Source organism: Chitinophaga sp. CB10 (genome assembly GCA_001870995.2).
GTDB lineage: Bacteria > Bacteroidota > Bacteroidia > Chitinophagales > Chitinophagaceae > Chitinophaga.
Genome location: MLAV02000009.1, coordinates 82,603 through 95,012, shown reverse-complemented (window position 1 = coordinate 95,012; position 12,410 = coordinate 82,603). Strand labels below are relative to the sequence as shown.

8 protein-coding genes are annotated in these 12,410 nt (G+C 49.7%); 5 read left to right on the top strand and 3 right to left on the bottom strand.

What is annotated here, in order from left to right:
* The first annotated feature begins 154 nt into the window (after window positions 1-154).
* Window positions 155-2,551 carry an ABC transporter permease gene (locus BOC67_RS14415; protein WP_291911074.1) on the top strand — a complete coding sequence of 799 codons (2,397 nt, stop codon included), beginning with the start codon at window positions 155-157 and terminating at the stop codon, window positions 2,549-2,551.
* Here the strand turns inward: BOC67_RS14415 and BOC67_RS14410 are convergent.
* The 3 genes from BOC67_RS14410 to msrA form a co-directional block, all read right to left on the bottom strand.
* Complete coding sequence (locus tag BOC67_RS14410; protein ID WP_291911071.1) at window positions 2,548-2,958, bottom strand: Rrf2 family transcriptional regulator; 411 nt, start codon at window positions 2,956-2,958, stop codon at window positions 2,548-2,550. The genes BOC67_RS14415 and BOC67_RS14410 overlap by 4 nt on opposite strands.
* Before the next feature lie 56 nt (window positions 2,959-3,014).
* Complete coding sequence (locus BOC67_RS14405) at window positions 3,015-3,443, bottom strand: hypothetical protein (protein WP_291911068.1); 429 nt, start codon at window positions 3,441-3,443, stop codon at window positions 3,015-3,017.
* A gap of 136 nt (window positions 3,444-3,579) precedes the next feature.
* Window positions 3,580-4,137 carry a peptide-methionine (S)-S-oxide reductase MsrA gene (msrA, locus tag BOC67_RS14400; protein WP_367115568.1) on the bottom strand — a complete coding sequence of 186 codons (558 nt, stop codon included), beginning with the start codon at window positions 4,135-4,137 and terminating at the stop codon, window positions 3,580-3,582.
* Between the two features lie 374 nt (window positions 4,138-4,511).
* Between msrA and BOC67_RS14395 the strand changes: the two genes are divergently transcribed.
* The 4 genes from BOC67_RS14395 to BOC67_RS14380 all read left to right on the top strand — a co-directional run bounded on the left by BOC67_RS14395 (window position 4,512) and on the right by BOC67_RS14380 (window position 12,388).
* A complete protein-coding gene (locus tag BOC67_RS14395; RefSeq protein WP_291911065.1) occupies window positions 4,512-6,596 on the top strand; it encodes a MutS2/Smr-associated SH3 domain-containing protein in 2,085 nt (694 codons plus the stop codon).
* A gap of 26 nt (window positions 6,597-6,622) precedes the next feature.
* The gene (locus BOC67_RS14390; protein ID WP_291911063.1) at window positions 6,623-7,507 is read left to right on the top strand and encodes a helix-turn-helix domain-containing protein; all 885 of its coding nucleotides are present in this window, start codon (window positions 6,623-6,625) and stop codon (window positions 7,505-7,507) included.
* Between the two features lie 481 nt (window positions 7,508-7,988).
* Window positions 7,989-9,095: an efflux RND transporter periplasmic adaptor subunit gene (locus BOC67_RS14385; protein ID WP_291911061.1), complete on the top strand. Its 1,107-nt coding sequence runs from the start codon at window positions 7,989-7,991 to the stop codon at window positions 9,093-9,095.
* Window positions 9,096-9,214: 119 nt separating this feature from the next.
* On the top strand, window positions 9,215-12,388 hold the full coding sequence (locus tag BOC67_RS14380) for an efflux RND transporter permease subunit (protein ID WP_291911059.1): 3,174 nt from the start codon (window positions 9,215-9,217) through the stop codon (window positions 12,386-12,388).
* Window positions 12,389-12,410: the final 22 nt, after the last annotated feature.

Below are 12,410 nucleotides of genomic sequence, written 5' to 3'. Positions count from 1 at the left end.
AGCCGGCATCCCATGAGTACACCTGCACACGTAATACCGGACAAGGCTGTACTAAAATCGAACAGTTATATATAATATTACATATGTTTACTGTTGTGAGATAGTAATCGGGTGGTTGGCATATGACATGCGGCAATCGTTTAAAACACTCCCCATGATACGCAACTATCTGCTTATAGCATGGCGTAACCTTATACGCTATCCATTGTTTACCCTCATCAATATGACCGGCCTCACCATTGGTCTGGCCGCCTGTTGGATATTGTTGCTGTACGTATTCAGGGAGCGTAGCTACGATAACTATTTTGATAAAGGCGACCGGATTTACCGCGTAGTAAATTCGGCCAGCTGGTCAGGAGGAAGCCTGAACCTGGCGCCTACCTCGGCGCCGTTTGGTCCCATACTGGAACGCGATTTTCCGGAAGTGGAAGCCGCCATCAGAGTAGTGGCCGATGGTAACAACCGTATAGATGCAGGGGGTAAACGATACGATTTTCCCTCTCTCTTCATCGCTGACCCCGGCTTTTTCAAAGTGTTTAATTTCCGGTCCCTGGCAGGTAATGCATCCGAAGCATTGACTTCTCCCAACAATATAGTACTCACCCAAAGCCTTGCTGTAAAAATATACGGAAGCCTGGAGCAGGCGATAGGCAAGCCTTTGGTGATGAATAAAGCCACTTACCAGGTGGCGGCCGTTGTGGAAGATGTGCCTGCCAATACGCATTTCCGGTTTGACGCCGTACGGCCATTATCCGCAGATTATCATGCAGATGGCTGGCAGAGGTTTGAGCTATATACTTACCTGCTGTTGAAACCCAATGCCAGCGCAGCGGCATTGCAAACGAGGCTGGGCGGGTTTTATGACAGCTACCTGAAAAAATATATGGGAGAAGGAGTGGCTTACACGATGACGTTGCAACCGCTCCGGGACATACACCTGCATTCCCACCTGGATTTTGAGCTGGATGCCAATGGAAATGTGGTATATGTGTATATTTTTCTCTCTGCCGCCATCCTGATCCTGTTGATCGCCTGTATTAATTATACCAACCTGTCTACCGCCAGGGCGGTGACGCGTACAAAGGAAATTGGCGTGCGGAAGGCGCTGGGGTCAGACCGCTGGCAGGTGGCAATGCTGTTTTTCGCGGAAGCATTTTTGCTGACGCTGGCGGCTGTAGTGGTAGCTGCTGGCATTGTTTGGATTACGCTTCCCTATTTTAATAGTATGGCAGGCATGAACATCCATATAACGGACGCGGGTGTACGTAATACGCTGTTGGCGGTCGTGGCAGTAGTACTGCTCACTGGCCTGGTGGCTGGAGCCTATCCGGCGTTGATCATGTCAGGATACAAGATGGTTCAGAGTCTGAAAGGCAAGTCGGCATTACCGGGGCAGAACTATTTCAGGAAAGGATTAGTGATATTCCAGTTTATGGTAGCCATCCTGCTCGCTATCAGTGCCAATGTGACTTACCGGCAAATGAAATATGTAATGACGGCAGACATTGGCTTTAACAAAAGCCAGGTGATAACCTTCCACCTGCCATCGGAGGAGAGTCGCCACCATATTGCCGCAATGAAGCAGCAGTTGCTGGAAAGCCGTTTGATCAAAAGCGTGTCCGCCGCCAGTAACCCTATCGGCGATAATAATATTGGTACGAATGGTTATTATTTTGAGCAGGATGGAAAAATGCCGTCGGCGACTATGCTGGCGCAGAATTTTTATGTGGACGCAGATTTCGTTCCCACCCTGGACCTGAAGGTGATCCGGGGCCGCAACTTTAGTATGGAAGGGGAGGGCGACAGGTACAACGGGGTGTTGATCAACGAAACGCTGATGAAGAAGCTGAAATGGGAACATCCCATAGGCAAAAGAGTGGAGTTTGAGATCGGCGCCGACGGTACACGGATTTCCCGCACGGTGGTGGGGGTAGTGAATGATTTCCATATTTATTCCCTGCAGCACAAAATTGCGCCGCTGGTTTTAAAGATGGCGCCGGAGGTTAGCATGGAAGATAATCTGTATGTACGATTGAGCGGGGAGGATATACCGGGAGCGATCCGGTGGATTGAAAAAGTTTATCACCGGTTCGACAAGGAGAATACTTTTTCCTGGCGGTTCCTGGATGAAGCCTTTGGTCAGCAGTACCAGCGGGAAAGGGTGCAGGAGCGTATATTCATTACGTTTACCCTGCTGGCAGTATTCATCGCCTGCCTTGGTCTGCTGGGGCTGGCAGCAATTACCACGGTACAGCGTCATAAGGAAATCGGCATCCGGAAAGTCCTGGGAGCTTCCGTTTGGGGCATAGTGGGCCTGCTATCAAAGGATTTTATGAAGCTGGTCTTGATTGCGATCGCGATGGCCATTCCGGTGGGCTGGTGGTATATGCACCGCTGGCTGGACCAGTTTGCTTACCATATTCCGCTGGGCTCACCGCTGTTTATTACTACTGCGCTGGGCGTACTGCTGTTGGTGCTGATTACAGTAAGTGTCCATGCTGTAAGGGCGGCTGTAGCTAATCCTGCAAAGAGTCTGCGGTCAGCCGATTAGTCAAACTGCCGGCTGAAGTCGGCCAGGGAGATGCCGTGCAGCTTATTAACCAATACGCCTTCTACTTCGGCATAGAGGTTTTCGAGGTGGGTGTTGATATCCCGGCCTACTGCGCAGTCGGGGTTGGGCGTATTGCGGCTATTGCCAAGGAGAGAGGATTGCCGCACCGCGGCGTAGATATCGGACAGCAGGATATTCCCGGCAGGTTTGGCCAGGGTGGCGCCGCCGTTTTTTCCTTCCTTACTTTCTACCAGCCCGCAGCTCCGGAGGTTGCTGATTTCCTTGCGGACGATCACCGGGTTGCAGTTGATGCTGCCGGCAATGAAGTCGGACGACAGTAAACTTCCTTCCGCTCTGGCGAGCAGGGTAAGTATATGTAGAGAAATGGGAAATCTGCCGTTATTCATTCTGTAATTAATGTTATTACAGTACAAAGTTACAATAAAAGCGGCGAATACTGAAATTATCGGCGGCTGAGAAAGTACACGATGCTGGCGGCAATGAGCAGTAATACGATCAGGACTATGACGCATCCATTTTTGCTTGGCTTTTTAACCGCATGTGTAAGTCCCCTGGTTGCCAGTAAATTATCTACATCCTGTTTGGCTTGCGACAGGGAAATTTTAGGGCCGCCCAGCTTATTCATTTCCATCAGGTAATATTTTATACCGTGGATGATGCCATGACTAAGGCAGAGGTCGACCACCTGGTCGTTAATACTCTTTTTTTGCTGCGCCAGCGAGTGTGGGGATGAGGGGTAGGCGGGGACTACCTTTTGGCAGTGATCACACACTACAATTACATCATTAGGATTTTTTTCGGGAATAGCGCGGACGAGTTCATGGCTGCCGCAGAATGGGCAGGCAGCGGCAAGGTCGTTTACTGTGCTCATTAATGGAATATCAGTTTTTATAACTGACGGAAGATAATGAAAAAGGCTGACTAAAATACGATATTGGGGAAGGAAGATTTGCCGGAGGCAGTCGCCCGCGGTAGGCGGCCGGCTGCTTCCGGTGTAAAAAAGGCAGTTATTGCTTTTTCAGGTGGTCTTTAAAGACTTTTTTGAACTTTTCCAGCTTAGGCTTGATCACGAAGTAGCAGTAAGGCTGGGAACCGTTCTGGTTATAATAGTTCTGGTGGTAATCTTCTGCCTTATAGAACCTGGTAAAAGGTGCAATCTCGGTTACGATGGGCTTTTCGTAGGCGCCGGAGTGCTGCAGTTTATTTTTGTAATATTCTGCTTTTTCCTTCTGTTCTTCATTATGGTAGAAGATAACGGAGCGGTATTGGGTGCCCACGTCGTTGCCCTGGCGATTGAGCTGGGTAGGGTCGTGGCTGATCCAGAAGGCTTCCAGTAGCTCGTCGTAGGTAATTTTGGTGGTGTCGTACGTCACCTGGATCACCTCTGCATGACCGGTATTGCCTTCGCATACCTCTTCGTAGGTGGGGTTGGGGACGTTACCGCCGGAATAACCGGATTCCACTTTCACCACACCATCCAGGTATTGAAACTGTGCCTCTGTACACCAGAAGCATCCCCCGCCGAAGGTGGCGGTTTGGAGATTGGTATTGTTCTTTACTTCCATATCGTTGGGTACCTTATCCTTTTTATTTTGGGCGCAGGCTGCCAGCGCCATTGTTATCAGAAATATAAATATTGAGTATTTTCGCATAATGAAACCGTTTTTAATTGTTGGTTAAACCACTTACCAGTAAGACGCCAGAAATGCCCAAACCTTACAGCGTAAATATTATTTACGTGTAAATTGATACAAGAGAACGACAAGTTAAGTAACTTTAACATTCTTTTTGCCCAGCAGCAGCGTTTTTAACCTTAGCAAACAGAGAATTAAATGAATTTCCCGGTGACCACCGCCTATGTTAGCAGCACGTATGGAGATGGTCAGATTTATTATTAAACAACACATTACAATTGAAGTATTTTCCTGAATCTGCGCTTGTGCAGTTGGAATTTGATAAAGTACAACAGCTCCTGATGGAGCATTGTAAGACGGAGTTAGGTAAACAGATGGCCAAAGATCTCCGGCTGCATACGCATATAGATTATGTTAAGACCGCCTTGCAACAGGCGCATGAATACAAGCAACTTACCTTATTACAGGAGCATTTCCCGAATGATTTTGTGCTCAACCTGAAGACGGAGCTGAAGCTCCTGTCTATCCAGGGGGCGGTACTCACGGGGGAACAGGCGCTGCAGATCCGCAAACTGGCGGAGAGCATGCATGCCATCACCCGCTTCTTTGATCATGACCGTAAGGTGCAATATGTTGCATTACACGAGGTTATAAAAGAAACCTATTACGAGAAAAAGATCACGGCCTTAATAGATGAGGTGCTGGACGAAGTGGGGCAGGTGAAGGATAATGCGAGCCCTGAGCTGGCGAAGATCCGCATGTCCCTGTTCCGCAAGCGTACGGAACTGCGCCGCGTGTTTGAGCGCGTGATGCAGAAACTGCAAAAGGCCAATTACCTGGCCGACCAGGGCGAGGCGTTCCTCAACGGTCGCCGCGTGGTAGCCATCTATGCGGAAAACAAGCGCATGGTAAAAGGTATCATCCACGGGGAGTCCGATACGGGCAAAACCACCTTCCTGGAGCCGGACGAAACCATTGAACTGAATAATGATGTGCAGTCGCTCGAGCGGGAAGAAAACCGCGAGGTGTACCGCATTCTCCGTCAGCTGACGGCAAAGCTTAATGGCTACAGCGATTTGCTGAACAGCTATCACGACGTACTGGGGATTTATGACTTTATCCGGGCGAAAGCCAAGCTGGCGCTGGATATGGACGGTAACTACCCGGCACTGGTACCGCACGCCCAGGTACACCTGGTGCAGGCCTACCACCCGTTGCTGTTGCTGTACAACCGCAAGAACAGCAAGCCTACCGTACCGGTGAACATTACGCTGGACAAGGACAACCATATCCTCGTGATCAGCGGGCCGAATGCCGGCGGTAAAACCGTTACGCTCAAAACTGTTGGTTTATTGCAACTCATGGTACAATCCGGGTTGCTGGTGCCGGTACATCCGACCTCCCAGATGGGTATTTTTAAACAGATCATGATCCACATCGGGGATACCCAATCGCTGGAATTTGAGCTGAGTACCTATTCCTCTCACCTGAAAAACATGAAATATTTTATGGAAAACGCGAACGGAAGAACGCTGTTTTTCATAGATGAGCTGGGAAGCGGGTCCGATCCTAACCTGGGTGGGGCTTTTGCGGAGGTGATCATGGAGGAACTGGCCAAGAAGCACGCTTTCGGTATCGTGACCACGCACTACCTCAACCTGAAGGTGATGGCCAACAAGGTGAAAGGTATTATCAACGGCGCCATGGGCTTCGACGAGGAAACCCTTATGCCACTGTATAAATTACTGATTGGCAAGCCAGGCAGCTCCTATACGTTTTCGATCGCGCAGCGCATCGGGTTACATCCCTCGCTGATCGCACGGGCGAGGAAGCTGGTGGACGAGGGGCATTTCAAACTGGATAAGCTGCTGAACAAGGCAGAACAGGACCTCCAGAAAGTGGAAGCCGAGAAGAAAGACCTGCAGAAGCTGATCAAGGAAAACGAACGGCTGAAACGCGAATACGAAGAGTTGTCCGACAAGGAGCGCAAAAACCAGCAGATAACCTTCCTTAAATTGCAGAATAAAATCAAGGAAGACGATCTGCAGTATCTGAAAGATATGGAGCGCAAGCTCAAGCAGATCGTGGTGGAATGGAAGCGCGCCGAGAAGAACGACGAGCGTGAAAAAGTAATGAAAGCCGCGGAAATCCTGCTTTTCAGACGCAGGGAAAAACAGATTAACGAAAAGATTGACAAGAAAGTACAGGATAAATTCAGAGAAGTAGGAGGAGAGGTCCAGGTGGGCGACCAGGTGAAAATCCTGAGTAACCGCCAGGTAGGTAAGCTGATAGAGATCCGCGATAAACGCGCGATCGTCCAGTTAGGCAAAGTGCCTATCAATGTGAAGCTGAGCGACCTTGTGGTGGTTGAGGAGAAAGTATCCGAGTAATTAGATTACCTTAAAATGAACCGAAGATGGAAGTAGCAAGTAAAACACCAATACCTGTTTATCGACTGGAAGACTGTACGGATGGTTTTCCCTTTCTGATCACCAGGATGAAGGGGAACGAACCGGTGGTAAAAGACTTTGCCATTCCACATCGCCATACAGGATATAGTATAGATATCGTTGTGAAGGGAAGCATCCACCAGTCGGTGGACTTCCGGCAGCACCAGGTAATGGCGCCGGCAGTAATGCTGATGGAGCCTGACCAGGTGCACCTGCACAGGATGGAGGAAGATTGCGAGATGATCAGTATCTATTTTACCGATGAGTTTCTGCAATCCGAATTGCAGGGAGTGGTAAGTTGCTGGCGTTGCATCTTCGGTTCAGGGGTAATTCCTATAAATGAGGAGCAGCTGGAAGAGTTGCTTTCCTACGCGTACCTGATCGAAAAGGAGTATTTATCGAACCGGATCCGCCGGGAGGAGATTATCCGTAACCTGCTCAACGCCTTTATTATTGCCTGCGGCCGTATATCTGAGCCGGCTACACGCGACAGCATCTGGCTGCGGGTGGAAAGCGCGCAATATAACATGGCGCGCCAGTTTAAGGTACTGGTAGATAAACATTACCATGAAAAGGCCCAGGTTTCAGATTATGCCGAAATGTTATTTGTGACCCCCGGTCATTTGAATGATACGGTGAAATCCCTCATGGGGCGGAATGCGAAATACGTGATCGACGAGAAGCGTATTCTCGAAGCAAAGCGGCTACTGTACTGGGGTGAGCACTCTGTGAAGCAGATTGCATCGCACCTGAATTTTGAAGATGATGCCTACTTTAACCGCTTTTTTAAGAAGCATACCGGACAAACTCCGGCGGCATTTCAACGAGAAAGCCGTGAAAAGTACAATTAAACCCGCAAAAATTTAAATCGATCAAAAATATATTTGTCTATTTTTGCATCGTGAATAATATAATGACGCTGCCCGTACGTCATTCAAAATTTGAAAGCCATGGAAATTAGCGATTAGAGATTAACCGCAACCTTCAGAATTGCTTAATTAATTATTTCATTTACAGAAGTAACATATTGCTGCATGTAAGCGTATAACATTGCTGTTTAGTTATACGAATGCACAGTGAATTGCGGATGCATAACTCCCGCCCGTAAACCGTTATGCATACCCTGTACACTGCCGTGCAATATATTACCTGTATCCTCACGCCCGATTGCTATCATAGAACTAGCTTTTGTGAAACCAGAAGAGTTGTACTGGATTCGCACGGGGGAAGCTATTGTCGCAACACAAAAAAGAACAACGTATGAATTCATTGAGATCAATCTTTGCAAACCTGCCGTCAGGCTTACTTTATAGTGCTGTTATTCTATCTGCCATGTATGGTTGTGGCGCTTCACAGGCGAACAACAATCCTGGCAATCAGGCGGCGCCCTTACCGGTACTGCAACTCAGTACCGTACCTGCTACTACTTACCGTGAATACAGCGCTACTATTGAAGGTCGCGTGAACGTGGAAATCCGCGCACAGGTAGATGGTATCCTGGAAAAAATATTCGTGGACGAAGGCGCATACGTAAAGGCCGGCCAGCCGTTGTTTAAGATCAACGACCGCCTGTACAATGAGCAGCTGAGCAATGCCAACGCAAGTTTGCTGGCAGCGCAGGCTAACCTGGAAAAAGCGCAGGTGGAAGTAGACCGCATTACGCCGCTGGTAAAGAATAATGTAGTATCCGAAGTGCAGTTGAAAACGGCACAGTCTACCTACGCTGCCGCGAAAGCCGCTGTAGCACAGGCGCAGGCCATGGTAGGCAACGCGCGTATCAACAACGGCTACACGCTGATCACTGCCCCGGTAAGTGGTTACATCGGCAGAATACCTTATAAGACAGGCGCGCTCGTAGGTCGTAGTGAACCGCAGCCACTGACTGTACTCTCTGATGTATCTGAAGTATATGCTTACTTTTCCATGAGCGAGCCCGACTTCCTGCAATTCAAAAACAACACAGAAGGCGCTACCATCGCGGATAAGGTGAAACGCCTGCCTAAAGTGGAGTTGCAGCTGGCCGACAGAACGATCTATCCTGAAAAAGGAACGATTGAAACCATGGAAGGTCAGTTCGATAAAACCATGGGCGCGGTGAGCTTCCGTGCTACTTTCCCGAATGCCGCAGGACTGCTGCGCAGTGGCAATACCGGTAAGATCAGAATCCCTGAGCAATTTGAGCAGGCAGTACTGGTACCGGCAGAAGCGACTTATGAGCTGCAGGATAAAGTAATGGTGTTTGTGGTGGCAGACAGTAATAAAGTAGCTGGCGTGCCGATCACCATTGCCGGTAAAAGCGGTAACTATTACTTCGTGGAAAAGGGTGTGAAAGCCGGACAGCGTATCGTTTACTCAGGCCTTGACCGCCTGCACGATGGTACTCCTGTGGCGCCGCAGCTGATGTCGCTCGACAGCCTGCTGAAAGCGAAGCCCCTTTAATCATTAATAAGTTATAACGGTGACGGGTATGCTGTTCTTTTAACTACGTATAGTCGTTACCGTAATTACCACCTTTTGTAAGTCATCATTATTGATGATACTTAAATTCTATTGCTATTATGTTCAGAAAATTCATAGAACGGCCGGTACTTGCCACCGTTATATCCATACTGCTGGTGCTACTGGGGATACTGTCCTTGTTCCAGTTGCCCATGACGCAGTTCCCGGACATTGCGCCACCCAGCGTGGCCGTAACAGCCTCTTATCCGGGTGCGAACGCTGAGGTAGTAGCCCGCTCCGTGGCTACGCCTATTGAAGAGGCGGTGAACGGTGTAGAGAACATGACTTACATGACCTCTACTTCTAACAATGATGGTTCCATGACCCTGACGGTTTACTTCAAGCTGGGTACTGATCCTGATAAAGCTGCTGTAAACGTGCAAAACCGCGTGGCCAAAGCAACGGCGCTGCTGCCGACAGAGGTGGTGCAGGCGGGTATCAGCACGCAGAAGCAGCAGAACAGTATGATCATGGTGGTGAACCTCATGAGCGACAAAGAGGAGTTCAATGAAACCTTTTTGCAGAACTACGCTAAGATCAATATCATTCCTGATATTCAACGTGTAACTGGGGTTGGCCAGGCGATGGTATTTGGCACCAAAGACTATTCCATGCGTATATGGCTGAAGCCCGACCGCCTTGCTGCCTATAATATGGCGCCGCAGGAAGTGTTGGCGGCTATCAAAGACCAGAACCTGGAAGCCGCCCCGGGCCGTTTCGGGGAAGGTAGTAAAGAGTCTTTCGAGTATGTTATTAAATACAAAGGAAAGCTCAATAAGAACGAACAGTACGAGGATATCATCCTGCGCGCTGATGCCGATGGTTCCGTGATACGTCTTAAGGACGTAGCCCGTGTGGAATTCGGCTCGTTCAGCTACGGAAGTGACACGAAAGTGAACAGTAAATATGGTATTGGTATTGCCATCTTCCAAACTGCCGGATCGAATGCAAACGAGATCCAGGAGAACATTAATGCCCTGATGGAAAAAGCGAAAGCTGCTTTCCCTACCGGTATTGAAACGTTCAACATCTATAGTACCAAAGAATACCTGGATGAATCTATCGACCAGGTAAAACATACCCTGATAGAAGCCTTTATCCTGGTGTTCATCGTGGTGTTCATCTTCCTGCAGGACTTCCGTTCTACCCTGATCCCGGCAATTGCGGTACCAGTGGCTATTATCGGTACGTTCTTCTTCATGCAGCTGTTTGGTTTCTCCATCAACCTGCTCACCCTCTTTGCGCTGATCCTGGCGATCGGTATCGTAGTGGATGATGCGATCGTGGTAGTGGAGGCCGTGCATGCGAAGATGGAAAAGGGCAGGGACCCGCGGTCGGCGACGATTACCTCCATGCAGGAAATCTCCGGGGCTATCATCTCTATTACCCTGGTGATGTCCGCGGTATTCGTACCGGTGGGATTCATGCAGGGCCCGGTAGGGGTGTTCTACCGTCAGTTCGCGTTCACGCTGGCTATCGCCATCCTGATCTCCGCGCTGAACGCGTTGACGCTGAGTCCTGCCTTGTGTGCGCTGCTGCTGAAAAATACCCATGCCGGCGGTCACCATCACGACGAGGAGCCTGCGAAGAAAGGTTTTAGCAAAAGATTCTTTGCTGCCTTTAATACCGGCTTCAATGCCATGACCAACAAATATTCCAAGAGTCTGCAGTTCCTGATCAAACGTAAGTGGATCACTATTGCAGGTCTGGCTATCATAGGCGTCGCCACGGTGTGGATGATGCGTAAAACGCCTACCGGCTTTATTCCTACGGAAGACCAGGGCTTCGCGGTATATGCCGTTACCATGCCTCCGGGTTCTTCCCTGGAACGTACCCGCCAGGTGGTAGACAAAGTGGAAAAGATCATGAAAAACATGGAAGCTACCCATAACTACCTCAGCGTATCCGGGTTCAACTTCCTGTCCAACTCCAGCAGTGCTACTTCCGGCGTAGGCTTCGTGAAAATGAAGCCATATAAGGAGCGCGGTAAGGTAAAAGATATGAATGCGATCATGGGCATGATGCAGGCGCAACTGGCCGGCATCCCTGAAGCGAGCGTGTTTGTGTTCAGTATGCCTACGGTGCCGGGCTTCAGTAACGTAGCCGGTTTTGAAATGATCCTGCAGGACCGCACCGGCGGCCCGCTGGATAAGCTGGGCAATACCGCTTACGGATTTATCGGCGAGCTGATGAAGCGTAAGGAGATTGCCTTTGCCTTCACCACGTTTAATGCGGGGCATCCGCAGTATGAAGTGGAGGTGGACGACAGAAAGGCGCGGCAGCTGGGTATCCCCGTGGCGGACATCCTGCAGACCCTGCAAGTGTACTACGGCTCCATGTTTGCGTCTGACTTTAACCGCTTCGGTAAATACTACCGTGTAATTGTACAGGCGGATGCGCCGATGCGTAAGGAAGCTTCCTCGCTGGACGGTATCTACGTTAAAAATGCCAGTGGTGAAATGGTGCCTATCAACACCGTGGTATCACTGAAACGCGTGTACGGACCTGAAACCGTAACCAGGAACAACCTGTTCAACGCCGTAACGATCAACGGTCAGGCTAAACCTGGCTACAGTAGCGGTGACGCCATCAAGGCCGTACAGGAAGTAGCGGCGCAGTACCTGCCAAGGGGTTATGCTTACGAGTGGGTAGGTATGACCAAGGAGGAGATCAGCGCCGGTAACCAGACGGTGATCATCTTCACCCTCTGTCTGATATTCGTGTACTTCCTGCTGGCAGCGCAATACGAAAGTTATATCCTGCCGCTTGCGGTTATCTTATCCATTCCTTTGGGAATCTTCGGGGTATTTGCATTCATCAACCTGTTTGGCATCGACAACAACATTTATGTCCAGGTAGGTCTGATCATGCTGGTAGGTTTGCTGGCTAAGAATGCGATCCTGATCGTGGAGTATGCGGTGCAGCGGCGCCGCGGTGGTATGGGGCTGGTAGCCTCGGCTATCAGAGCGGCCAGCCTGCGTTTACGCCCGATCCTGATGACTTCCTTCGCCTTTATTGCGGGTCTGTTGCCGCTGATGCGCGCAACCGGTTCCTCCGCACTGGGTAACAGGTCTATCAGTACCGGCGCTGCCGGCGGTATGCTTACCGGGGTTATCCTGGGGGTATTTGCTATCCCTGTATTATATGTGATTTTCCAGTACCTGCAGGAGAAGGTAAGTCCTAAGAGAATGGTGGTTACCGCCAGGGAAGAAGAAGCAGAGCTGGTACATTAAGATTCAACGCAACAAGAAAGAA